Annotated in this window: 18 protein-coding genes; 12 read left to right on the forward strand and 6 right to left on the reverse strand. The window is 54.1% G+C overall.

Going from position 1 to position 23,534, the window contains the following annotated elements:
- Nucleotides 1-52: 52 nt before the first annotated feature.
- Genes J0A66_RS16575 through J0A66_RS16585 form a run of 3 tightly spaced genes read right to left on the reverse strand, consistent with a single transcriptional unit; the run spans nucleotide 53 to nucleotide 3,156 of the window.
- Nucleotides 53-1,744 (reverse strand): ArnT family glycosyltransferase, encoded by a 1,692-nt coding sequence (locus J0A66_RS16575; protein WP_206574966.1) that lies wholly within the window; start codon nucleotides 1,742-1,744, stop codon nucleotides 53-55.
- The gene (locus tag J0A66_RS16580; RefSeq protein WP_206574967.1) at nucleotides 1,737-2,429 is read right to left on the reverse strand and encodes a TVP38/TMEM64 family protein; all 693 of its coding nucleotides are present in this window, start codon (nucleotides 2,427-2,429) and stop codon (nucleotides 1,737-1,739) included. Before J0A66_RS16580 ends, J0A66_RS16575 begins: the two co-directional genes overlap by 8 nt.
- Nucleotides 2,410-3,156 carry a glycosyltransferase family 2 protein gene (locus tag J0A66_RS16585; protein ID WP_206574968.1) on the reverse strand — a complete coding sequence of 249 codons (747 nt, stop codon included), beginning with the start codon at nucleotides 3,154-3,156 and terminating at the stop codon, nucleotides 2,410-2,412. The genes J0A66_RS16580 and J0A66_RS16585 overlap by 20 nt, the downstream gene beginning before the upstream one ends.
- A gap of 180 nt (nucleotides 3,157-3,336) precedes the next feature.
- Here J0A66_RS16585 and J0A66_RS16590 point away from each other — a divergent pair, with 180 nt between their 5' ends.
- Complete coding sequence (locus J0A66_RS16590) at nucleotides 3,337-4,932, forward strand: ABC-F family ATPase (RefSeq protein WP_206574969.1); 1,596 nt, start codon at nucleotides 3,337-3,339, stop codon at nucleotides 4,930-4,932.
- Nucleotides 4,933-4,940: 8 nt separating this feature from the next.
- On the opposite strand, the gene J0A66_RS16595 is transcribed toward J0A66_RS16590, so the two are convergent.
- Nucleotides 4,941-5,873 carry a cation diffusion facilitator family transporter gene (locus J0A66_RS16595; RefSeq protein WP_206574970.1) on the reverse strand — a complete coding sequence of 311 codons (933 nt, stop codon included), beginning with the start codon at nucleotides 5,871-5,873 and terminating at the stop codon, nucleotides 4,941-4,943.
- Between the two features lie 182 nt (nucleotides 5,874-6,055).
- On the opposite strand from J0A66_RS16595, the gene J0A66_RS16600 reads away from it, so the two are divergent.
- The 9 genes from J0A66_RS16600 to J0A66_RS16640 all read left to right on the forward strand — a co-directional run bounded on the left by J0A66_RS16600 (nucleotide 6,056) and on the right by J0A66_RS16640 (nucleotide 15,613).
- The gene (locus J0A66_RS16600; protein WP_206574971.1) at nucleotides 6,056-7,777 is read left to right on the forward strand and encodes a Na+/H+ antiporter NhaC family protein; all 1,722 of its coding nucleotides are present in this window, start codon (nucleotides 6,056-6,058) and stop codon (nucleotides 7,775-7,777) included.
- Nucleotides 7,778-8,147: 370 nt separating this feature from the next.
- Nucleotides 8,148-10,739: a TonB-dependent receptor plug domain-containing protein gene (locus J0A66_RS16605; protein WP_206574972.1), complete on the forward strand. Its 2,592-nt coding sequence runs from the start codon at nucleotides 8,148-8,150 to the stop codon at nucleotides 10,737-10,739.
- 112 nt (nucleotides 10,740-10,851) lie between these two features.
- The gene (locus J0A66_RS16610; protein WP_206574973.1) at nucleotides 10,852-11,586 is read left to right on the forward strand and encodes a substrate-binding periplasmic protein; all 735 of its coding nucleotides are present in this window, start codon (nucleotides 10,852-10,854) and stop codon (nucleotides 11,584-11,586) included.
- Between the two features lie 5 nt (nucleotides 11,587-11,591).
- Nucleotides 11,592-12,098 carry a SixA phosphatase family protein gene (locus tag J0A66_RS16615; protein ID WP_206574974.1) on the forward strand — a complete coding sequence of 169 codons (507 nt, stop codon included), beginning with the start codon at nucleotides 11,592-11,594 and terminating at the stop codon, nucleotides 12,096-12,098.
- A 156-nt stretch (nucleotides 12,099-12,254) separates the two neighbouring features.
- The gene (locus J0A66_RS16620; RefSeq protein ID WP_206574975.1) at nucleotides 12,255-12,710 is read left to right on the forward strand and encodes a GyrI-like domain-containing protein; all 456 of its coding nucleotides are present in this window, start codon (nucleotides 12,255-12,257) and stop codon (nucleotides 12,708-12,710) included.
- Between the two features lie 257 nt (nucleotides 12,711-12,967).
- Nucleotides 12,968-13,363 (forward strand): DUF1801 domain-containing protein, encoded by a 396-nt coding sequence (locus tag J0A66_RS16625; RefSeq protein WP_206574976.1) that lies wholly within the window; start codon nucleotides 12,968-12,970, stop codon nucleotides 13,361-13,363.
- Between the two features lie 143 nt (nucleotides 13,364-13,506).
- Nucleotides 13,507-13,962 carry a hypothetical protein gene (locus J0A66_RS16630; RefSeq protein ID WP_206575040.1) on the forward strand — a complete coding sequence of 152 codons (456 nt, stop codon included), beginning with the start codon at nucleotides 13,507-13,509 and terminating at the stop codon, nucleotides 13,960-13,962.
- Nucleotides 13,963-13,993: 31 nt separating this feature from the next.
- Nucleotides 13,994-14,434 carry a methyltransferase family protein gene (locus J0A66_RS16635; RefSeq protein ID WP_206574977.1) on the forward strand — a complete coding sequence of 147 codons (441 nt, stop codon included), beginning with the start codon at nucleotides 13,994-13,996 and terminating at the stop codon, nucleotides 14,432-14,434.
- A gap of 138 nt (nucleotides 14,435-14,572) precedes the next feature.
- Nucleotides 14,573-15,613: an IS481 family transposase gene (locus J0A66_RS16640; RefSeq protein ID WP_206574978.1), complete on the forward strand. Its 1,041-nt coding sequence runs from the start codon at nucleotides 14,573-14,575 to the stop codon at nucleotides 15,611-15,613.
- Nucleotides 15,614-16,184: 571 nt separating this feature from the next.
- Here J0A66_RS16640 and J0A66_RS16645 read toward each other — a convergent pair.
- Both J0A66_RS16645 and J0A66_RS16650 read right to left on the reverse strand, forming a co-directional pair.
- Nucleotides 16,185-17,708 carry an amidohydrolase family protein gene (locus tag J0A66_RS16645; RefSeq protein ID WP_206574979.1) on the reverse strand — a complete coding sequence of 508 codons (1,524 nt, stop codon included), beginning with the start codon at nucleotides 17,706-17,708 and terminating at the stop codon, nucleotides 16,185-16,187.
- 497 nt (nucleotides 17,709-18,205) lie between these two features.
- On the reverse strand, nucleotides 18,206-20,053 hold the full coding sequence (locus J0A66_RS16650) for a M2 family metallopeptidase (protein WP_206574980.1): 1,848 nt from the start codon (nucleotides 20,051-20,053) through the stop codon (nucleotides 18,206-18,208).
- A gap of 437 nt (nucleotides 20,054-20,490) precedes the next feature.
- Here J0A66_RS16650 and psrA point away from each other — a divergent pair, with 437 nt between their 5' ends.
- Together psrA and J0A66_RS16660 are read left to right on the forward strand one after the other, a co-directional pair.
- Complete coding sequence (gene psrA, locus J0A66_RS16655) at nucleotides 20,491-21,156, forward strand: TetR family transcriptional repressor PsrA (RefSeq protein ID WP_206574981.1); 666 nt, start codon at nucleotides 20,491-20,493, stop codon at nucleotides 21,154-21,156.
- Between the two features lie 14 nt (nucleotides 21,157-21,170).
- A complete protein-coding gene (locus J0A66_RS16660; protein ID WP_206574982.1) occupies nucleotides 21,171-23,495 on the forward strand; it encodes an acyl-CoA dehydrogenase in 2,325 nt (774 codons plus the stop codon).
- The last annotated feature ends 39 nt before the right edge of the window (nucleotides 23,496-23,534 follow it).

Consider the following 23,534-nt stretch of genomic DNA (forward strand, 5'->3'; position numbering starts at 1 on the left):
TCCAGAAAAATGTCCTTGATCAGCAGACTAATCAGACTTGCTTAAGGCATTCTTAACCTGTTGGAATTTTTTCAAGCCGATACTCCGGGATTGTGACAGACGCTGGCTGACAGTCTGGCAGGGCGGTCTGTGAGTCCATCAGCAGCCAGTTTTGCCGGTGGGCAAAACCAAGATCCCAGGCTTTGTCGGGATTAAAGCACTGGATCTCTTCGCTTCCGGCCATCAGGACCCGGCCATTGGGGTGACTTTTTAGCCAGTGCCAGGCCAGGCGCTGCTGGTCCTGCTCAGGGGTGTGGTAGCCAAAATGGGTGATGTTGTAGGGCGAAAACAGCAGGAACTGCTCTTTCATGCCCACTATCGCCAGCTCCGTGTTGACCGGAACATGCAACATCATGGTCTGGAAAACATGTCTGGGCGTTTTCGCCGGTGCCAGCAGCAAATAGCCCCAGGTGCTGTACAACAGCCACAGGGCCGGAACAAACAGCATCCAGCTCAGGGCTTTGTGGTCCAGGGTCAGCCAGCTACTGAGCAGACCCAGCAGACCGGTGACCAGCAAAAAGGGCCAGGGGTGAATGTCATAACTGGCTTCCAGTTGCCGGGTCGCCTCGATGCCGTACAGACCCGCCAGCCCAGCGCCAGCCAGCAACAGACCCAGCAGGGTGACCACAGCCCAAACCAGTCGATTGGACCAACGGCCTTTGAGGATTATTTGCAGATAGGGGGCACTGACCAGTGCCAGCATGGGCAGGGCGGGCAGAATATAAACGCCTCGCTTACCTGGACTGAGGCTGAAAAACAGCAGGACCAGCAAGATCCAGCCCAGGGGCAGAACGATACGCCTGTCTCCCGAGCGAACGGCCCGCCACCAGTGGGGAATCAACCAGGGCAGCAGCAGGGACAGGGGCAGCCAGAACAGCGGAATAACGGACGTCAGGTAGTACCAGAAGGGTTTGATGTGATGCCAGGAATCGGCATAACGCCGGGCGGTTTGCTTGAACAGGATATTATCCCGGTACATCTGCAGGGAAGGGTCATCGCTACCCCAGACCATCAACAGCATGGGCACAAGCCACAAAGCGATGACGGCCAGCATGATCATCGCCGCCCATACCCAACGCCAGACAGGGGCCTGTTCCTGCTGTCTCGGAGCCCAGTGGCGGGCAGCGAGATAGGGTAAAAGCATCAACAACGGCAGGAACCCCACGCCCTTGGTGATGACGCCCAGTCCCATGGCCAAACCGGCGACAGCGATCCAACGCCAGTGGTCACCCAGCAGCCAGCCTCTGAGCAAACCATAACAACCCAGGGTGATCCAGGCACAGACCATGGCATCAATTTGCGCGGTCTTGGCCTGCAGCAGAAACTGCAAACTGAGCAGCAATAACGCCGCGGCCAGTATGCCGGTTTGTTCGTCCCACAAGCGTCTGCCCAGGTCATAGACCAGATACAGGGTCAGCAGGGCGCTTAAAGCCGAGGGCAGTAAAAAGGCCAGTTTGATAGACCCCAGCAGGGCATAAAAAACAGCGATGCTCCACATAAACAGCGGTGGCTTGTCCGGGTAAAGCTCGCCTCCGCGGGTAGGGAAAAACCACTGACCGGACTGGACCATTTCCATGGCCACCTGGGCAAAACGGGGTTCGTCTGCCGGCCAGGGGTCGCGCAGGCCCAGTCCGGTCAGAACCAACACCAGCGACGCCAGGACCAGCCAACGCAAAGCCTGGCGTGACAGCGGTAAATCAGGCATGGGAATGGGCTTCCTGCAGTCTGCTCAGATGACGTCGGGTGCGCCGGTAAACCGCCAGGCCGAGCCAGGAAGACAGCAGCATCAGCGCCAAAGCCAGCAGAATTTGCCACCGGGTATCCAGCATCAGGCCGGCGCCGGATAAGGCAAAGATTAGCATCTGTGGCAGGTAGCCCAGCAGGGAAGCCAGCAAGAATGGCCGCACCGGCAGACGGGCAAAGCCGGCCAACAGGTTCATGGCCAGGTTATTGCCCACCGGAAACAAGCGGATGGCCAGGGTCGCCCGAAAGGGAAACCGGTACAGCAGCGCCAGCATGGGATGCGACGTTTGTTTCAGATGCAGTCTGCTGATCAGCGGCAGGCGGGTATACAGCAGGGTCAATGCAGCACCCAGCAATACCGCCAGGGTGGAGATGCCCAGACCAGGCAGCACGCCATAGAAGAAGCCGGCGGCAAAGGCGGGAATCTGCCGGGGCAGGCCGACACTGGTCAGCAGGGCGAACAGGCTGACAAAGATCAGCCCCTGCTGATACCAGGGACCCTGCAGGTAGCCAGCCAGCGCATCAGGATGCCAATGCCCCAGCAAGGTGGATTTCCCCATAAACCAGCCCACTGCAAGCAGTGCTGCCAGCCACAGCAGGTTTTTGGCCAGCGCCGGGGACAGCAGTTCAGATAATCGGCTTCTCAACCGTCACCTCCGTTGCCGACTTAGGCAGCCGATTACGGCGTTGCAACCACATGACCCCCAGCATGTCTATCAAACCTACCCAGGCCCGGTTAAGCATATTGTATTTGGATATGCCCGCCAGCCTGGCACGGTGATTCACCACACAAATCTGAATATCACCCCCTAAGCGTCTGAACAGGGCCGGAAGAAAGCGATGCATATGATCAAAGTAAGGCAATTTTAAAAAGCTGTGCCGGGGGAACAGTTTGAGGCCACAGCCGGTGTCCGGAGTGTTGTCACCCAGCAGTCTGGTGCGGATACCATTGGCAACGAGACTCTGCAGCTTTTTCCAGGCGCTGTCCCGCCTGTGTTTGCGATAACCGGCAATGAGAAAGTCTTCCTGGCTGCCATAACCGGTAGTCAATGCCAGCAGCGAGTGGATATCGGCCGGATCGTTCTGACCGTCTCCGTCAAGGGTGGCAATCAGTCGTCCCCTGGCTGCCTGCACACCCAGATAAATGGCCGTGCTCTGACCAAGGCTCTGCCGGTTTTTGATCAGGCACAACCGCAGATCGCCAACACCCCGGCGTTCAGCCAGACGCGCATACGTCAGATCGGTGCTGCCATCATCCACAAACACCACTTCGTAGTCGATCTGGTTCCTCATGGCCTGATGTATTTCATCCAGCAGAGGCAGGACGTTGTCCTGTTCATCTTTAACCGGAATGACAATTGAGAGTATGGGCATAATCAGTTTCCCAGAATGGAATCTTGGCCCAGCATAGGCAGGGAAACTTAAGTCAGGCTTAAGTTAGGCAGCGCAGGCAGATTGCCTGCATACAAAGCACAAAAAATACGCTAGACTGCGCCGCTTTTTGCCCGGGGGATTGCCGCCGGGTGGTTTACTTACGTTACTGTGCAGGATTCTATGATCGCCACCGCCAATATCACCATGCAGTTCGGCGCCAAGCCGCTTTTTGAAAATATTTCCGTCAAATTCGGCCAGGGTAACCGCTATGGTCTGATTGGCGCCAATGGCTGTGGCAAGTCCACCTTTATGAAAATCCTGTCCGGCAAACAGGAGCCCTCTGCCGGCCATGTGATGCTCGACCCCAATGCCCGGGTCGGGGTGCTGGGGCAGGATCAGTTTGCCTTTGAGCAACACAGCGTCATCGACACGGTGATCATGGGCCACAAACAGCTGTGGGAGATTAAGCAGGAACGGGATCGTATCTATTCCCTGGCCGAGATGAGCGAAGAGGACGGCATGAAAGTGGCGGAGCTGGAAACCCTGTTTGCCGAACTGGACGGCTACACTGCCGAGTCCCGTGCCGGCGAACTGCTGATAGCCCTGGATATTCCCGAGCATCAGCATTTCGGCCTGATGAGCGAAGTGGCCCCCGGCTGGAAGCTGAGGGTGCTGCTGGCCCAGGTGCTGTTTGCCGAGCCGGATGTGATGCTGCTGGACGAGCCCACCAACAACCTGGATATCAACTCCATCCGCTGGCTCGAAGAGACTCTGTCGCAGAGCCAGGCCACTATGATTGTGATTTCCCATGACCGTCATTTTCTTAATAAGGTTTGTACCCATATGGCGGATCTGGACTATGGCGAATTGCGCCTGTATCCCGGCAACTATGATGAGTACATGACCGCCGCCACCCTGGCCCGTGAGCAGTTGCTGAACCAGAATGCCCGCAAGAAAGAGAAGATTGCCGAGCTGCAGACTTTCGTCAGCCGCTTTTCTGCCAACGCCTCCAAGGCCAAGCAGGCCACCTCTAGGGCCCGTCAGATTGAAAAGATCGAACTGGCCGAGGTCAAAGCCTCCAGTCGGGTCAGTCCTTTTATCCGCTTTACCCAGGACAAAAAGCTGTACCGCAATGCGCTGGAACTGGAAGCCGTTGGCAACGGCTACGACAAACTGCTGTTTAAGGACTTCAGCCTGATCCTGGAAGTGGGGGAAAAGGTGGCGGTGATCGGTGCCAATGGTATTGGTAAGACCACCTTCCTCAAGACCCTGGTGGGGGAAATGCCGGCCAGAACCGGCACGGTGAAATGGTCGGAAAATGCCAAGATTGGCTACTACGCCCAGGACCACGGGGCTGATTTTGCCCAGGACATGACCCTGTTCGAGTGGATGAGCCAGTGGAAAAATCCCGGCGATGACGAACAGACCATACGTGGCATTCTGGGGCGTATGCTGTTCTCCCAGGACGATATCAAAAAATCCGTCAAGGCCTTGTCGGGTGGCGAGAAAGGCCGGATGTTGTTTGGCAAGCTGATCAATCAGCGACCCAATGTGCTGGTGATGGACGAGCCCACCAACCACCTGGATATGGAGTCCATTGAGGCCCTGAATCTGGCTCTGGAACATTACGAGGGAACCCTGATTTTCGTTTCCCACGACAGGGAATTCGTGTCGTCACTGGCCACCCGGGTACTGGATATCCATGCCGAGGGAGTGACGGACTTCCAGGGTGACTATGAGGAGTACCTGGCCTCAGTTAGCGAAAAACGCGCCTGATCACTGACTCAGCCATCAGAAGCAACTGAAACGTCCCGGCAGTCTTCGCCGGGATGCTCTATTTCTATGGTGGTATGTGCCAGCCCGAAGGGCGCCAGGCGCTGATTTACTTCCCTTTTGACCGACTCATACTGCTGTGGACTCAGTGCGCTCTCAGCCACCAGATGAACAGTCAGTACATGACTCTCCCCGTCCAGTGACCAGAAATGCAGGTGGTGGAAATCCGTCACCTGCGGGATGGCCAGCAGGGTCTGCCTGACTTGTTCCTGCAGCTCGGCGTCGGGGCTGCGCTGTAAAAACAGCCCCAGGCTGGATTTGAGGTGACGCAGCACATTGATCAGGATAAACAGGCTAAAGCCAATGGCTAGCAAGGGATCCAGAATCGGCCAGTCCCAAAACATCATCACCATGCTGACAATCAGTACCGCTACCCAGCCGAGCATATCCTCCAGCAGGTGCCAGTTAAGCACTTTCTGGTTGAGCGTCTTGCCACCGTGCAGGCGATAAGCCCCATAACCGTTGACCGCCACCCCCAGGATAGCCAGGGCAAACATACCTGTGGTGTGGGGCATCTGCGGATCCCACAGCCTGGGAATGGACTCACTGAGTACCCAGCCGGTGCCGGCCACCAGCACCAGGCCGTTGATCAGCGCAGAGAGCAACGATAAGCGTCGAAAGCCATAGGTAAACTGGGTGCTGGCCGGTTTATGGGACAACTTACCCATGCCCCAGGCAAAGCCGATAGAGAGGGCATCGCCCAGGTCATGCACCGCGTCGGCCATGATGGCGGTACTGTTGGTCAGAACCCCTCCAATAAATTCTATTACCGCGAAGCTAAGATTGAGGAAAAAGGCGACCGCCATGCCCTGTTCAGCCGAGGCTGGCGGGTGCCCATGGCCCTGATGCCCATGGTGTGAATGATTGTGGTGGTGCTGGTGCATGGATGACGCCGACGACCTGTGTTGTATAAAGACTAACTCCGTCAGCCTTTTACAACAAGCATCAACACTGCGACCAGATAAAGAAAAAGCCTGCTGAAATAAACACATAGCTCTCGCTTTACCGGCGCTGGCAATGTTAATTTGGCAGCTTGTACAAGACAGATGTTATTTGAGGAGGCAGGGTGCTGTCGCGGGAATCCATTACCTGGCTGTTTTTGTTACTGGCACTGGCAGGATCGCTGTGGGGGCATCAGGCACTGACACCCCAATGGAAGGAACAAAGTTACCTTTACGAAACCTTCCAGTCAGAGCAGGGCAGACTGATGTACCGGCATAAGGGGGAAACCCATGTGATAGATGAGCTGGTACATTACCACCAATCCCCATTGCGCCAGGCTGCGTTGGATAAACAGGTCGATACCCCCGCCCTTAGCCAGCAGTGGGTTGAAAAGGCTGACGGTGAGATAGTGCTGCTCAAGGCAGATTTTCATTTTGGTTTGTGGTCTCTGTTGCCGGCTTTTGTCACGATAGCCCTTTGCCTGATCAGTCGCGAGCCCATTATCGCCCTGCTGGCCGGTATCGTCTCCGGTGCTTTTCTGATGGGCCAGTTTGATATCACCGACAAAGTCCTGATCCCAAGTCTGGGAACCGAAAGCGCAGCGGCGATTTTGGTGTTATACCTTTGGCTGCTCGGCGGGCTTACCGGAATCTGGGCCAAGACCGGCGCCGCCCAGGCTTTTGCCCAAACCATGACTGTGCACTTCGTGCGCGGACCCAGATCGGCCAAAGTGGTGACCTGGCTGCTGGGGGTCATCTTCTTCCAGGGGGGCACTATCAGTACCGTACTGGTGGGCACGACAGTACGTCCAATCGCCGATAAAGCGGGGGTCAGTCATGAAGAGCTCAGCTATGTAGTGGACTCCACGGCGTCCCCTATTGCCTGCTTTTTGGCCTTTAATGCCTGGCCTGCCTATGTCCAGGCCTTTATTTTTGTTCCCGGGGTGGCTTTTCTGGCTACCGAAGCCGATCGCATCGCGTTTTTCTTCAGTGCGGTACCGCTGAGTTTCTATGCCATTTTGGCGGTGACCGGTACCTTGCTGATGAGTCTCAATGTGTTTACCTTTTCCGGTAAGCGCCTGCGACAGGCACATGATCGGGCGGCTGTCAGCGGCCAGTTGGATGCGCCCACCGCACGTCCCATGAGTAGCGGCGAACTGCATAAGGTCACAGTGCCCGCCCATTACCGGGCCAGTATGCTGGAATTCCTGCTGCCCCTGGTAACACTGCTTGGTATTGCGGTGGGTACATTTGTTTTTCTGGGCACCCCCAAGGTCAACTGGGCCTTCGGTGCCGCTTTGCTGCTGGCTGCCGCCATGGCCCTGTTTAAGGGCATGAGCCTGGAAAACCTGCTCGACGGTTTCGGCGAGGGCCTCAAATCTGTGGTGGTGGCGTCCATTGTTTTGATGTTGGCCATTACCATTGGCGGCATCAGTAAGGAAATCGGCGGCGGTTTGTATCTGATCGACCTGCTGGGCGAGCGCCTGCCATTCTGGTTGCTGCCGGTCACGCTGCAATTGATCACTATGATCATTGCCTTTTCCACCGGCACCAGTTGGGGAACCTATGCCATTGCCTTTCCTCTGGCCATGCCGCTTGCCTGGGTGATTGCCTCCGACCAGAATCTGGCTAATCCCGAGTTGTTTATGGCCATCTGTTTTGCCACCGTGCTTAACGGCAGTGTGTACGGGGACCAGTGTTCGCCAATTTCAGATTCCACCATTTTGAGTGCGATGACCACCGGCTGCGATCTGATGGACCACGTAAAATCCCAGCTCTTTCCTGCCACTCTTGCAGCCAGCGGCGCCGCTGGCCTGTGGACCCTGGCCAGTCTGCTCTGCCGTTGATCGGCGGCAGGTTGGAATTCAGGCTGCAATCGATTGCGAAAAGTGGTCACATCAGCACCATGAAACTTGCCAACCATCGATTATATCGATATGTTGTTGACGTCAGTGCCTGATTTTAAGGGATAAAGTGTTTGCCAGGTGGGTGAGCACTTTGCCGGAATGTCTGCCTTCTGGGGAAACCCCTCGTTTTCCTGGTGATTGGCCGGCATTTTTTAGGATCAGGACAACTGTACTTTCGTATTATAAAAACGAAATCCCGGCAATCTGACACAGGACGGTGTCGATGGCGGGAAACGGAAGACCTGCGCTACGGGGGATGGAAGTCAAACCCAAGGCCAGTCTTACAATAACAACAAGTTGGAGAAGGTCTATGCCTGCCCATATCAGTAAGCTTTCCAAGTCTATCAAGATTGCACTCACATCAGCAGCAACCATCGGACTGGTGGCGTCATTCGGCGTATCTGCCCAGGAGCAGAACAACAATGAAGCTGACACCACCCAAGGTCCCGTAGAAAAAATCGCCATAGTCGGTACCCGCGCTGCGCCGCGTTCAGTGGGGGACTCGCCGGTGCCGGTGGATATCATCGGCGGCGAGGAGATTCAGAATCAGGGTTCCACCAATATGATCGATCTGTTGCAGACCGTGGTGCCGTCCCTGAACGTTAACGAACAACCCATCAATGACGCCTCCACCCTGGTGCGTCCGGCCAACCTGCGTGGTATGGCTTCAGACCATACCCTGATTCTGGTCAACGGTAAGCGCCGTCATCGCAGTGCGGTCATTACCTTCCTTGGCGGCGGTCTGTCGGACGGCGCTCAGGGTCCGGATATCTCTGTGATTCCTGCCATTGCCATCAAGCAGGTGGAAGTGCTGCGTGACGGCGCTGCTGCCCAGTACGGTTCGGACGCCATCGCCGGCGTGGTGAACTTTGTACTGAAGGACAATCAGGATGGCGGGACCTTTGAAGCCCGTTACGGCTCCTATTACGAAGGTGACGGGGATATGTACCAAGTGGCCGGTAACATTGGCCTGCCCATGACCGAAGACGGCTTTGCCAACTTCTCAATGGAGTACAAGGAATCCGATCCTACCAGTCGCAGTGTGCAGCGTGACGACGCCGCTGCCCTGGCAGCCGCAGGCAATACCCATATCCAAAATCCGGCGCAGGTCTGGGGTAACCCTGAATTTGTCTATGATTTCAAATTTTTCGGTAACTTCGGGCTGGATCTGGGCAACGATCGCGAAGCCTATATGTTCGTCAACTGGGCAGAGCGTGAAGTGGAAGGGGGCTTCTACTATCGTAACCCGCACAACCGTGGCGGTGTAAATGATGGCGGCACTGATGCAGATGGCAATCAGCTGTTGCTGGTGGGCGACCTGACGGGCGATATGAGCGGTAACTGTCCCACTGATATCCGCGTCGGTGACAATGTACTGGAGAACCCCCGTTATATCAATGAAGTGGCCAATAACCCGGACTGCTTCGCCTTTAATGAAATGTTCCCCGGCGGCTTTACACCCAAGTTCGGTGGTGTACTGACCGACGCCTCTTTTGTGGCAGGTACGCGTGGCGAGATGACCAATGAATGGATGTATGACGCCAGCGTGTCCATCGGTCAGAACGAAGTGGATTTCTTTATCCGTAATACGGTTAACCCGTCACTGGGTCCGGATACCCCGACTGAGTTCAATCCCGGTAAATATATCCAGACCGAAAAGCGCGCCAATTTCGACATCACCAAGTTCTTCGAGATGGACAGCATCGAAGGCATGAACTTCGCGGCCGGCCTGGAATACGGTCATGAATCTTATGAAGCCATTGCCGGCGATGCCAAGTCCTATGAAGTGGGACCCCTGGCGTCACAGGGCTTTGGTATCGGCTCAAACGGCTTCCCTGGATTGTCCGCCAAATTCCAGGGCAAGGACAGCCGCCACAGTGTAGCCGCCTATGTGGATATGGAATTCAATATCACTTATGACCTGCTGTTTGGCGCGGCTATCCGGTACGAGGACTTCTCTGATTTTGGCAGCACCACCAAGGGCAAACTCTCAGCCCGCTGGCAGATGATGGAAAACTGGGCCCTGCGTGGTGCTGTGGCCACCGGCTTCAAGGCGCCTACCATAGGTCAGTCCAATGTACGTAACGTGACCACGGCCTTTGCGACGGTGGGCGGTGAAACTAAACTGGTTGACAGGGCAACCCTGCCACCAACCGATCCTATCTCCGCCCAGAAAGGTGCCACGCCCCTGCAGCCAGAAGAATCCACCAGCTACAGCATGGGCCTGGTCGGTGAACTGGACAACGGCCTGTTCCTGACCATCGATTACTACCATATCGAGCTGGAAGACCGAATCAGTACCGCTTCGGGTATCGAACTGACGCCAGAAGATATCGAAGCCCTGCTGGCTCAGGGGGTGACCGATGCGTCCAGCTTCAGCCAGGTCAGCTTCTTTACCAACGACTTCGATACTACCACCGAGGGTGTGGATGTTGTGGCCAACTACAATATGGAGATGTTTGGTGGCGACACCAAATTCTCACTGGCTTACAACTGGACCAGTACCGAAGTGGATGATGCTGGAGACAACGTGTCGGCCGAGCGGGTACGTATGCTGGAAGACAACCTGCCAGCTGTGCGTTACAGCTTTACCGCCAACCACACCAATGGTGACTGGCGTGTGCTGGGACGTCTGAACTACTTCGGCAGCATCTATGAAGACCACCTGGATTCAGGCCTGCCTATTGACCACATAGGCTCCGAGTACACCCTGGATCTGGAATTGGGCTATCACTTCAATGATCATTTCAGCATGATTGTCGGAGCGAAGAATGCGCTGGATAACACGCCAGACCGAAACACCCTGTGGGATACGGAAATAGCGGGTGCCAAATACCCTGTGACATCGCCCATCGGTGTCAACGGTGGTTTCTACTATATCCGCGGTATCTACGAGTTCTGACTCGGGATCCTGCGTTTAACCAAGGCCGCTTTCGCGGCCTTTTTTATGGGCCTGGCCTTCATCACTGCACTCTACTAGGATTGTGGTAATTTCATCCAATTAGGGGCAGGGTATGCGAGTTGTCCTGTTATTCCTGATACTGCTAAGTGCAAACAGTGTCGCCCTGCCCAAAGCCCTGAATTGTGCCAGTGACCATTTTGCACCCTATGTGTTGGAGCTGGACGGTGAGATCAGGGGGATCAACATCGATCTGGTTAAACGGGCTGCCGCGATGCTCGGCATTGAAATGAATTTTGTGCTGGTGCCCTGGAAAAGATTGGAACTGGACCTGGAGCAAAAGGAATTTGACTGTGTGGTGGCCTACTTTCGGACCCGGGAGCGGGAAGCCTACATGCACTTCACCCAGGTGCCCATTCAGTTCACCAGTTACAACCTGTTTGTCAGCCAGGGCCGGCTCAAGCCTGGTTGGAGTCTGGAGCAATTGCATGGCTGGCGCATTGCGTATCACCGTGGCTTTCTTATCCCCAGTCAACTGACTGGGTTAGGCGCGAAAGGCAAGATTTACCTGGTGCCGGTGCAGAATGACGAACAGGCCATGGGCATGTTACACAAAGGACGGATCGATGCTCTGATTACCAACAAGGCGGTAGGGGAACATATCCTCAGGCACAATGACTGGCCTGGCATTGAAGCGGTGAGTCCAGCCCTAAGCTTTACTCCGGCTTTTCTGGTCTTTGCCAGGACGGATGAACTGGCACCGTTGGTTGCCAGGTTTGACGAGGCCCTGTTCAGGCTACTCTACGATGGCAGCTATCTTGAGATAAAACAGCGTTACCAGCCGGATTGAATTCTATGAAATCTTTGTTGCTTGTCCGCCATGCCAAATCCAGCTGGAAATTTTCGCTGGATGACGAATTCAGGCCCTTGAGCGCCAGAGGCTACCGCGATGCGCCAAGGATGGCGAGGGAGCTTGAACCTGCTCTGCCGGATCTTGTGCTCTGCTCGCCAGCCGTGCGCACCTACAGCACGGCATTGTTCTATTTGCGCGCCGCTGACGTCAGCTTAGATAAACTCAGACTGGATTGGGCCTTGTACGAGGCCAGCGGCGACAAACTGCTGCGTTATCTGCTTCAGGTGGAGGATCAGTACCGGCATCTCTGGCTGTTTGGCCACAATCCCGGCCTGAATGAGTTGTTATTCCTGCTGGGGGGTAAATCAAGGGAAAATCTTCCGACGGGAGCACGGCTAAGGCTGAGCTGGAAAACCGATCGGTGGGCCGCAATTGGGCAGGAGACACCCCAAATGGGTGAGATGGTTTATCCAAGTAAGGAAGGCAGGACGGATAAAGTTTCAGGCTAGAGGAGTAGGGTAAAGCCGACTATAACTGAATAGATTGTGCGCCAGGAAGTGCCTGTTTAGGCGCTGCCCCATCAGGATCGGACCAGGCCCGGATTTCAGTGGATAGGAAAATCGGGTACTGGTTAACTGATAATCAAGGCTGACAAGGAGGTTTATATGGAGGTTATAGAGCACCCCAAACTGCTGGTAGTGGGATTGCCGGTGATGGCCAACTGGCATGAGCTCTGGCAGAAAATGCCCAGGGCCTGGCAAACGCTTTTTGCCAGGCAGGAGGAGATCCCACACCGCCGGGGGTGCCTGGATTGTTCACTGGACAAGCGTGAAGAGCAGTACCTGCAACTGGTGGGCTGCCAAGTCAGCCGGCTGAGGCCGGTCCCTCCACAGATGCAGGCAGTGGAAATTCCTGCCCAACGTTATCTTCATCATACCCACCTTGGCCCCACCTCGGCTATCGCCGAAACCTTTGGCCTAATGTATGAATGGGCCAGCGTTCATGGTCTGCAAGTGGGAGAGTTCAAACTGGACAGGGGGTATAGGGCCGACGGCAGGGAGACAGAGCACGATCTCTATATCGGCCTGAACCCGGTTAAACCCTGGCGGGAAGTGCGCTAGCATGGCTTCGTTGCCGGACTGCCCCTATCCTGGACCGGGTTCCAGGAGTTTAGCCGGCTCTGTCATTCTGTGTTTGTTTTGGGATCTCTGACGACCCCGCCCGGCTTGAAAGGAAACCAAATAGAGAAAAGGCGAACAGCACAGGGCCGGGTGCGTGTTATTACCGATCAATGAAAAAGCGACACTAAGTAAGAACACAGGGTTTGGACTTATAGAATCACGTAGAATAAGCGTTGTCCGACAATTGTGAGATAGCTATGAATAATCAAAAACCTTTGTCTTCGAAGAAGCCACCAGTACCAAATGAGGACCACCAACTCATTGAAGATTGGATTGCGAACGCGAAACCCGCTTTGAACCCCGTAGTGTCAGAATTGGATAAATTGATAGTGCAGGAGCTTAAGAATCCGAGGTACGCGATCAAATGGGGAAAAGCTTATTATGGTTCCACACAGTCCGGTTGGTGTATTGAGCTCGTGGCTTATGACGTTTCGGTAAATGTCGTTTTTCTTAACGGCGACCAACTTGATGATCCACCTGAACTTGGCAATGAAACACGCTATGTAAAAATCAGAAATCCTGAAGAGGCGAAATCTGCTCAAATCGCTGAATGGATTAAGCAATCATGTCAGCTGTCAGGCTGGGCTTGGTAGTGTCGCTTAACGAGATTGCTTTTGCGCTCCGAGTGGATTTCTCTGTCTTTAGGGACAGTTTTTCATCACTCAACCGGAGGTAGACGATGTCCGTCTACAGAGTGGAAAGCGCACTTAGCAGTACAACCTTGAATTCAAAAGATATGCAGTTAAAAAAGAATAAATTCCTTATCCTTGGCGCAATTGGCAGTGCCATGGCAGCCCTGGCCCATCTGGGTTGTATCGCATTTGGCGGCGACTGGTACCGATTTTTCGGTGCAGGGGAACAGATGGCCAGAATGGCGGAGCAGGGGCACTGGTACCCGGCTGCGGTGACCTCGGCATTGGTTGTGATCCTGCTGCTCTGGTCTTTGTATGCGCTTTCCGGCGCACGGGTGATAGTACATTTGCCGTTTTTACGGTTGGGGCTTTGTGTGATTGCAGGCATTTACCTGCTGCGGGGCATGGCCTTTGTGGGCATCATGAGGATGTTTCCCGACAACAGTCTGTCATTCTGGCTTGTCAGCTCAGGCATTTGTTTGTCAATCGGGCTGCTTTACGCCATTGGCACCTATCAGGCCTGGCCACAATTGCATAGGCAGGCTGTCCGGGTAGAATAATTCCTATCCTGCTAAAAACAGAAAATACCCTATGACCCGTTATCCCTTGTTGTTGATGTTTATTCTGCTTGGTCTGTCGTTACTTGCCTGGTTGTGGATGCCCATTTCCTTTGGGCTGGGTATTAGCCTGCTGATTTTCGGAGGTGGGCTGTTTGCCTTTGGGTTGTTATTACTGGTGCTGGCTGCGGGGTTGTTCCGGCTGCGCGGGACCACGGTGGATCCCACCAGAGCGCCGGATAAGCTGGTCACAGACGGTGTTTACCGTTTAAGTCGCAATCCCATGTACCTGGGTATGCTATTGGTGTTGCTGGGAATGGCCTTGTTACTCAATTCGGTGCTGAGCCTGGTGTTTCCTTTGTTGTTTTTTGTCCTGATTAACCGCCTGGTGATTCCACGTGAGGAGCAACGAGTAGAGGAAGTATTTGGTGAGCAGTTTGCGCTGTATAAACAACGCACCAGAAGATGGTTGTAGAGCGAATTGTCGTCGCCAGAAATGATCTGTTTAGGTGAACTAGTCTCGACCTAATCTGACACATCTGCTTGAAAAACAGAGAGTTACCCGTTTTGATAAAGGTGTCGAATCTTAAATCAAAACAAAAAGGTAACTCTCATGTTGCATACTAGCAATCCCATCATTAAACACAAAGCCGGTTTGTTGAATCTGGCTCAAGAGCTGGGAAATGTATCCAAAGCCTGTAAGGTAATGGGCGTGTCTCGGGATACATTTTATCGCTATCAGGAATTGGTGGAGGAAGGGGGTGTTGATTCGCTTATCAACCAATCCAGGCGCACACCGAACCTGAAGAATCGGGTCGATGAGCAGACTGAGCAAGCGGTTATAGCACACGCCATTGCATTCCCAGCTCATGGACAAGCCAGAACCAGTAATGAACTGCGTAAAACAGGTGTGTTTGTCTCTGGCAGTGGTGTTCGCTCAATCTGGTTACGTCACAACCTGGAAAATTTCAAAAAGCGCCTGGCCGCATTGGAAGCGAAAGTAGAAAGTGACGGGATTATCCTGACCGACGACCAGGTTGCGGCGCTGGAGAAGAAGCAGCAGGATGATGAAGCCTGCGGTGAGATTGAGACCCACCATCCCGGCTACCTTGGCTCACAGGACACCTTCTATGTGGGGAATCTCAAAGGCGTAGGCCGTATCTACCAGCAAACGTTCATCGATACCTATAGCAAAGTGGCCTTTGCCAAGCTCTACACCACGAAAACACCGATTACCTCAGCCGATGTGCTCAATGACCGCGTATTGCCGTTCTTCGAGGCACAAGAACTGCCGATGCTTCGCATCCTGACCGACAGGGGCACAGAATATTGCGGTAAGGTCGAACAACATGATTATCAGCTTTATCTGGCCATCAACGACATCGACCACACCAAAACCAAGGCGAGGCATCCGCAGACCAACGGTATCTGCGAGCGTTTCCACAAAACCATTCTAAACGAGTTCTACCAAGTAACCTTCCGTAAGAAGCTCTACGGCTCACTGGAGGAGCTTCAGAAAGATCTTGATGACTGGCTGGATTATTACAACAATGAACGAACTCATCAGGGCAAGATGTGCTGTGGCAGAACACCAATGGACACTTTGACTGATGGAAAACGGATTTGGGCGGAAAAGAATTTAGCTCAAATCTAATCTGACGCTGGCACCGCAAAATCGGGTAACTGTCAGATCAGGTCTGAGCTAGTACAGTTTAGGTTTAAGACTGATGTATCAGATTCAATCATGCTTGAATCGCTTCTACCTTAGCATGCGCGAGATTTGTTTCTGGCGGTGGTGGAAAGCCGGGAGGATCTACGTCTGGTTCTATCCTGGCTCCAGTCGGGACAGGATGTGTCCGGTGCAAGCCAATATATCTGGTCTCGTATCCATGGCAAGGAACAGAGAGCCCAGTGATTTGCCATTTACTTCAAAAACCGGGTCGGTGGCGTGTTTGGCATTTAGTTGGTTAATCCGACCTCACAGCTGGCGGAGCTTGCCTACTGGCTGTCCAGCTCTGTCAGGTGGGTTGATATAGTCAGTTGCGACTATACTGCCTTGTCTGGCCAGTATTAAGATAATCGAAAGGGCAAGGGACAGGTATATACGCTCTTTGGACAAATTAACTGAATGTGTCCAAGAAGGAGTTGTCTATCAAGGTTTTCCAGATCAAATTGAGCACAGGGCAACGGTCGGACATCTCCTGCAACTATTGGTTCACCTGCCGTTATGGCAGCCAAGGGTCGATAGAGATATTTCTGCTTTGCCTGTTAGCCTGTCGCACTGCGTCAAGCATCTTATCCAGTTGGCTCCTGTCAAATAGTCGTCCCTGATGGACCACCGCTACGATGCTCGAGGTATGACTGATATTCTCCAGCGGGTTTTGTCTGAGGACCAGTAGATCGGCGGCGTAGCCAGGTTCAATCCGACCGGTCTTCCTGCCCATCCAGTCCGCAGGAGCCGCGGTAGCACTGTGCAGGCTTTGTGCCGGGTTCATGCCGGCCTCTACCAAGGCTTCAAGCTCATCATGCAAAGAGAAGCCGGGTACGACGACAGCGTTATTGGCGTCTGTACCAGCCAGCAACCTGACATTGCCCTGAATTAGAGCTTGCAGAACCAGTTTGTGCGCATCGGCGTTGGCTTGCCAGTAAACCCGGATCCGTTGCAACTGTTCTTCGCTCTCCTGGCCGTCCAGCTGGTAAGGGTGATGTCCCGGCAGCCAACCGGGTGACAAAAGTGTGCCCTCCACCATTGCCGGATTCACATAGGCAAGGTCAATCTCTTGCAGCAGTTTATTCAGGGCAAACTTCTGTGTGGGAATACTTTGCATCAGCCAGTAGGTGGTACTGACCGCTATCTGTTTGCTGGCCAGTTTTCCGGCAATGGCCTTTGCCCTTTGTCCAACAAATGCCAGAAACTCATCGGCGTTTTCCGGCCTGAAGTAACCAAACTCGGTGTTAAGGGCTTTGACGATCTCTTCGATATGCGCCAATTGTGTCTGCTCAGAACGCCACAGCGCATCAAAATCCACCGACAATGGCAGATGACCCACCAGCGGTATCGTTGCCTCACGGGCCGCCAGTCCCAGGGCTTTATAGCTGGCTGCATCGACAAAACTGCCGAGTTTGATAGCGTCATAGCCCTGTATTTGCAACGATGAAACCAGTTCCTGGGCCTGGTCAGGATTACCAATATTTATGCGGCCACGGGTCCAGTGCTGAAACAGCCCTTCAAGCCAGCCCCAGTTACCCAGCTTTTGTGAAGTGACAAACAGGTGGGGACCGGCCTGTCCTTCCTCAATGTTTTGCCGCCATTGCAGATGTGTATTGCTGCCGCTCATTTCACTAATACTGGTGACGCCATTGGCCAGGTAAAGCAGCAGGTCGTTCTGGCTATGCCTGAGATGGACATGGCTGTCTGTCAGGCCCGGAACAACAAACAGTCCGCTACCGTCGATGGTCTTGATTCCCTGGATTGAGGGAGCGGTGGTCGATACGGATTGGATTTGTCCCCCGTCCAAAAAAATATACTGCTTGTCTAACATAGTGGTGCCGTCAGGACTGAGTGTGCTGACATTGGCTATAAGCAGGGGCGTTCGTGGCGTTGAAAAATCGCCGGGGTCCACCACCTTGCTGTACTCGCCGGCAAAATACCTGAGTTGATATTCCACCCAACCCATTGCCAGGAGCGCTAGCAGCAGTATGGATACAAGACCGGTAACGGCCCATTTCTGTATTTTCCCGGCGTCCATGCGTTTCCTTATTATTTTTCGACTCTGAACCTTAACAGGTGGTTAATAAACGCTCAATGACCTGATTGTTACAAGAGGTGATTCAAGGTTAGCCGGCAGGCATTGGAATTCAGGAATAAAGAAAAACCCACCGGAGCGGGTTTGTATATTGAGTATCTTAGGTCAGCTTTGCGCACATCCATGATGGAGCTCACCCAGGTCGTACTTCCTGTGTTTCTCCGGGCGTCCTGCCCTCCGCCCTACGGGCCATCGTCGTTCCTCTGATGTAGAAATTCCTTCCAGAAGAATTTGTCCCGTGGTAATCCTTTACAAACTCCTTCTTGCAGTTTGCCTTCCGGGCCAGCCTCTGGCTGTTCAAAATCGTTCCTGACGATTTTGTCAGAGCGATGTTACCAATTTATCTGGAATAAATTGGGACAGCTTTAGCTGGTCTGTGAAACAGAGGAGCCACAGGGACGTGGCTCACAAATCACTCTGGATTCGCTACGCGAACCGCATTACCACCCGCACTGGCGGCCTTGGTTTTGTTCATCCAGCCATTGCTTAAGCGGGGCGAAGTAGGCCAGGATGGCGGTGGCGTCCATTTCACGGGTGCCGGTGAGTTTTTCCAGAGCGTCCTGCCAGGGTTGGCTCATGCCCATTTCCAGCATCTCGTTGAGAGCCTTGCCGGCCTCTTTGCTACCGTAGATAGAGCAGCGGTGCACCGGTCCCTGGTCGCCGGCAATATCACACAAAGCCTTGTGGAACTGGAACTGCAGGATATGCGCCAGGAAATAGCGGGTGTACGGCGTATTTCCCGGTACATGGTACTTGGAACCCGGATCGAACGCATCGGCAGGGCGATCAACAGGAGCCATCACACCTTGGTATTTTTCCCGTAGTTCCCACCAGGCCTGGTTGTAGTTTTCCGGGGTGACTTCACCGGAGAACACCTTCCAGCGCCACTGATCCACCATCAGGCCGAACGGCACAAAGGCAATCTTGTCCAGGGCCACCTGCAGCAACATGCCGATGTCGTTGGACTCATCAGGAATCTCGTCAATCAGGCCAATCTGCTTGAGATACTTGGGCGTGATCGACAGGGCAATGGTATCGCCAATTGCCTCGTGGAAGCCGTCATTGGCTGAGCCGCGGAACAGCATCGGTTGGTCCTTGTAGGCCCGCTGATAGAAGTTATGCCCCAGTTCATGGTGAATCACGTTGAATTCTTCACCGGTTTTCTGGATACACATCTTGATACGCAAATCGTCCTTGTCATCAAGATCCCAGGCCGAAGCGTGGCAGATGACTTCCCGGTCGGCCGGTTGGGTGAACAGGGAACGCTCGTAGAAGGTTTCGGGCAAGGGTTCGAAGCCCAAAGAGGTGAAGAAGGATTCGGCCTGCCTGACCATCTTGAGTTCATCATAGTCCTGGTCTTTAAGGGCCGCCGTTACATCCGGCACCTGCATCTTGCGCTCGGGCTTGACCAGTTCATAGATATTGCCCCAGGTTTGGGCCCACATATTGCCCAGCAGATGGGCAGGGATCGGCTTGTCCTGCGGCACTACGTCGGTGCCATAATACTCACCCAGTTCGGCTCGGACATGACAATGCAGAGCTTCGTAGAAGGGTTTTACCTGATTCCAGGTGTTGTCCAGCATGGCCGGGAATTCGTCAGCCGGCATGTCGTATTTGCCACGCCACAGTTCGCTGGTGTCCTTGAAACCCAGATCCCGGGCCCCTTCGTTGGCCAGGGTCACCAACTCTTCGTACAGGGGCTTCATGGGTACGGCAACCTGACGCCAGCCGGTCCAGATTTCCTTCAGCAGCGCTTCGTCGCGGCTGTTGGCCATTTTTGACGTCAGTTGGCCCAGGTCCCAGCATTCGCCGTTCTCGCGGCAATACTCTCCCTTGCCATACATGCCGTCCAGTTCGGCTGACAGTTTGGACAGCCTTTCAGATTTATCCGGATCGGCCGGCGGCGCCAGCACGAAGGAATTGACCAACAGGTCCAGCTTACGGCGGGTGGCAGCGTCCACTTCCACATCCCTGAACTTGGCGGCCTCTTCGGCAAGCTCTGCGGTGCGGACTGAGAGCTTTTCACTCAAGTAGGCAGAGACGGCGGCGCTGTCCTGGTTAATGTAAGTGGCATACACCCAGGCGGCCTGCGCTGCAGGCATCTGCAACTTTTCCATTTCCTTCTGGGCGTTTTCAATAAAGGTTTTGGCATCCTCAGCCGTCAGTTTCTGTTCTGTCCCGACAGGCGCCTGAGTGGTGGTATCAGGGGCTTCTTTGGGCTGGCAGGCGGACAGGGCCATGGACAGGCCCAGCATCACGGCCGACAGGGCCATTTTCTGTTTGAGCATAGGTTCCTCGTTCTTATCGTTATTGGGCTTCGATGCCCGGTTCTTGTCGTAGGTATCAACTGTTGCCGGGTCAGTATAACAACGGCTCCTGAACAGGGCGAGGGCTACAGTCAATGGCGGGGCAGGGCATCTGGAAAAACGTCTGCAAGGAAGAACAGAGGACTGAAGCGGGCATAAAAAAAGACCCGGTTTCATAAAGCGCTAGTGAAATCGGGTCCAGGGAGAGCAGAAAACATAACCTTGCTATTTACTGTGACCTGCACAATACGTCGGAGTTCCCCGCAAATGTTACAGAATGTTAAATATATTTAATTTTTATATAAAACAATAAGATAGACATTCAATCGCGACGGTGGAGAGGTTTGTTTCAAACAAGCACTTGAACTTGAGTCGATTTAAACATAAATTCAAACTATTGTTTGAATCGGTTGTTTGATATGAGTGCAGAGACCAAGACAGAGATCCTCAATGCGGCCGAGAGCCTGTTTGCCGAACATGGCTTTGGCGATACCTCCTTGCGGGCCATTACCAGTCAGGCCAAAGTCAACCTGGCCTCAGTGAATTATCATTTCGGCTCAAAGAAGCAACTGATTCAGGAAGTCTTGCAGCGTTATCTGCGAATACTGATGCCGGCGGTCGATCAGCAGCTTAAGCAATTGCTGGCTCAACATCCGCAGCCCAGCGTGGATCAGGTGTTTTCCAGTCTGGTCCAGCCATTATTATTGCTCAATCAGGTCAGGCCCAACGGCACCGCCATCTTTGTGAGGTTGTTGGGGCGGGGCTACTCGGAGTCTCAGGGACACCTGCGAAAATATATTACCCATCACTACGGTGCCAGTTTACAGCGTTTTGTGAACGCCGTGCACCTGGCCGTGCCCCAGTTGTCCGCCGCCGAAATCTTCTGGCGCCTGCACTTTGCCATCGGAACTTTCGTGTTCACCATGGCTTCGAGTAAGGCCCTGAGTGAAATTGCCCTGGCCGATTACCAGCAGCAAGTAAATGTCGAAGGCATCATCCACAGGTTGATGCCCTATATTTCTGCGGGGGTAGGGGCACCTGCCAGCGCAGTTCAGAACCCAAATCCCATGTTGGATATTGCATAAGAGAAGGTGTCATCATGTCTGTTTTATTGATAATACTGGTCGTTCTCGCCGTGATCCTTGGTGTAGCCGACATACGACGCAATCTCATCACCAAACCGGTGTTTGAGATCTTCAAAAAAATCCTGCCGCCCATGTCCAGCACTGAGCGTGAGGCTATGGAAGCCGGCTCGATCTGGTGGGAAGGGGAATTGTTTCGTGGCAAGCCCCAGTGGAACACACTGCACGGCTATGCCAAGCCGGCGCTGAGTGAAGAAGAACAGGCCTTTTTGGATAATCAGGTGGTGACCCTGCTGAAAATGCTGGACGATCACAAGATAGTCCACGAAGACAAAGACCTGCCCAAGGAAGTCTGGCAGTACCTGCGCAAGGAAGGCTTCTTTGCCATGATTATTCCCAAGGCTTACGGGGGCCTGGAGTTTTCGGCTATTGCCAACTCCACCATCGTCTCCCGTATTTCCACCCGTTCTCTTAGCACAGCCGTCACCGTCATGGTGCCCAATTCGCTGGGCCCGGGGGAGCTGTTAATGCACTATGGTACCCAGGCACAGAAAAACTATTGGTTACCGCGCCTGGCTGACGGTACCGACGTTCCCTGTTTTGCCCTGACCGGCCCAGAAGCCGGTTCAGACGCGGGAGCCATTCCGGATACGGGTATTGTCTGCAAGGGCATGCACGAGGGGAAGGAAGTACTGGGTCTGAAGCTTTCCTGGGACAAGCGCTATATTACCCTGGCGCCGGTGGCCACCGTGCTTGGTCTGGCGTTTAAGATGTACGATCCTGACGGACTGCTGGGCGACAAGAAGGAGCTGGGTATTACCTGTGCCCTGATCCCCACCAGTCATGAAGGTGTGCAGGTGGGAGATCGCCACTTCCCGGTCGCTATGGCCTTTATGAATGGCACGACCAAAGGCGAAGACGTATTTATTCCCCTGGACTGGATTATCGGCGGCCCGGACTATGCCGGCCGTGGTTGGCGTATGCTGGTTGAATGCCTGTCAGCGGGCCGGGGTATCTCGCTGCCTGCGCTGGCGACCGCCACCGCCCACTTATCTGCCCGTACTACCGGCGCCTACGCCGCTGTGCGCAAACAGTTTGGTTTGTCTATCGGCAAGTTTGAAGGTATCCAGGAAGCCATGGGCCGTATCGGTGGCCTGACCTATACCCTGGAAGCCATGCGTTCCATGACAGCCGGGGCCATAGACCTGGGCGAGAGTCCGTCTGTGGTGACCGCCATTGCCAAGTACCATATGACAGAGATGTCCCGTGAGGTGATTAACGACGCTATGGACATCCATGCGGGTAAGGGGGTGCAACTGGGACCTAAGAATTACCTGGCTCACCAGTACTTCGGCACGCCCGTGGCCATTACGGTGGAAGGAGCCAATATCCTGACCCGCAATCTGATGATTTTTGGCCAGGGCGCCACCCGGTGCCATCCCTATGTCTTTGCCGAGATGGAAGCGGCAGCCAATATCGATGCCGAACAGGGACTGAAAGAGTTCGACGGCCTGCTGGTCAGGCATGTGGGCTTTGCCATGGGGAACTTCTTTGGCTCATTGTTTCAGGGCCTGACAGTCGGTGCCTTTAACAGTGCACCGGTATCGGGAGAAACGGCCACTTATTATAAGCAGCTGTCCCGTATGTCCCGTGGCCTGGCTTTGTGTGCAGATTTCTCCATGTTGATTCTGGGTGGGGATCTCAAGCGTAAGGAGATGATCTCCGCCCGTTTGGGTGATGTGCTCAGTCAGTTGTATATTGCCTCTGCTGTGCTGCGTCGCTACGAATCCGATGGTCGCCAGGTGGCAGACCTGCCATTTGTCCATTATGCACTGCAGCGTTGCCTGTTCAGGATTGGGGTGGCCTTTGACGGCTTTTTCCAGAACTTCCCCAACCGGATTGTGGCCCATCTGGTCAAGCGGGTAGTGTTTCCCTTTGGTATCCATTATCAGATGCCACAAGATGAGATCACCCAGCAGGTCAGTGACAGCCTGATGCAGCCCGGAGTGATGCGCGATCGCCTTACTCACCTGTGCTATATCGGTGACAAGGAAGACGACCCGGTTGGCATGGTTGAAAAAGCCTTTCTGGCCATGTTTGACAGTGTGCCGGTTGAGAAGAAGATCCTGGCTGCGCAGAAAGACAAGCGTGTTCCGCGCAAGCTGCCGCTGGCACAGACACTGGAGCTGGCATTGAAAGAAGGCGTGATTTCCGAGCATGAAGCCGAGCAGCTAAAGCGGACCGACAATCTGCGGCGTATTGCCCTGAGCGTGGACGATTTTGCGCCGGGTGAATTGGAAGGCAGTGCCAAGCAAAACAAAAAAGAAAAATCAGTGGCCTGACAGCGGGCAATGAATACAAGTAAGGCCGGTCAGTGACCG

Source organism: Bowmanella dokdonensis (assembly GCF_017254865.1).
Lineage (GTDB): Bacteria > Pseudomonadota > Gammaproteobacteria > Enterobacterales > Alteromonadaceae > Bowmanella > Bowmanella dokdonensis.

Excerpts from the sequence above, each read along its gene's own strand:
- J0A66_RS16610 (WP_206574973.1), top strand. The coding sequence starts at position 10,852 with ATGCGAGTTGTCCTGTTATTCCTGATACTGCTAAGTGCAAACAGTGTC.
- J0A66_RS16625 (WP_206574976.1), top strand. The coding sequence starts at position 12,968 with ATGAATAATCAAAAACCTTTGTCTTCGAAGAAGCCACCAGTACCAAAT.
- J0A66_RS16590 (WP_206574969.1), top strand. The coding sequence starts at position 3,337 with ATGATCGCCACCGCCAATATCACCATGCAGTTCGGCGCCAAGCCGCTT.
- J0A66_RS16640 (WP_206574978.1), top strand. The coding sequence starts at position 14,573 with ATGTTGCATACTAGCAATCCCATCATTAAACACAAAGCCGGTTTGTTG.
- J0A66_RS16635 (WP_206574977.1), top strand. The coding sequence starts at position 13,994 with ATGACCCGTTATCCCTTGTTGTTGATGTTTATTCTGCTTGGTCTGTCG.
- J0A66_RS16645 (WP_206574979.1), bottom strand. The coding sequence starts at position 17,708 with ATGGACGCCGGGAAAATACAGAAATGGGCCGTTACCGGTCTTGTATCC.
- J0A66_RS16660 (WP_206574982.1), top strand. The coding sequence starts at position 21,171 with ATGTCTGTTTTATTGATAATACTGGTCGTTCTCGCCGTGATCCTTGGT.
- J0A66_RS16650 (WP_206574980.1), bottom strand. The coding sequence starts at position 20,053 with ATGCTCAAACAGAAAATGGCCCTGTCGGCCGTGATGCTGGGCCTGTCC.
- J0A66_RS16605 (WP_206574972.1), top strand. The coding sequence starts at position 8,148 with ATGCCTGCCCATATCAGTAAGCTTTCCAAGTCTATCAAGATTGCACTC.
- J0A66_RS16620 (WP_206574975.1), top strand. The coding sequence starts at position 12,255 with ATGGAGGTTATAGAGCACCCCAAACTGCTGGTAGTGGGATTGCCGGTG.
- J0A66_RS16585 (WP_206574968.1), bottom strand. The coding sequence starts at position 3,156 with ATGCCCATACTCTCAATTGTCATTCCGGTTAAAGATGAACAGGACAAC.
- J0A66_RS16630 (WP_206575040.1), top strand. The coding sequence starts at position 13,507 with ATGCAGTTAAAAAAGAATAAATTCCTTATCCTTGGCGCAATTGGCAGT.
- J0A66_RS16595 (WP_206574970.1), bottom strand. The coding sequence starts at position 5,873 with ATGCACCAGCACCACCACAATCATTCACACCATGGGCATCAGGGCCAT.
- J0A66_RS16575 (WP_206574966.1), bottom strand. The coding sequence starts at position 1,744 with ATGCCTGATTTACCGCTGTCACGCCAGGCTTTGCGTTGGCTGGTCCTG.
- J0A66_RS16615 (WP_206574974.1), top strand. The coding sequence starts at position 11,592 with ATGAAATCTTTGTTGCTTGTCCGCCATGCCAAATCCAGCTGGAAATTT.
- psrA (WP_206574981.1), top strand. The coding sequence starts at position 20,491 with ATGAGTGCAGAGACCAAGACAGAGATCCTCAATGCGGCCGAGAGCCTG.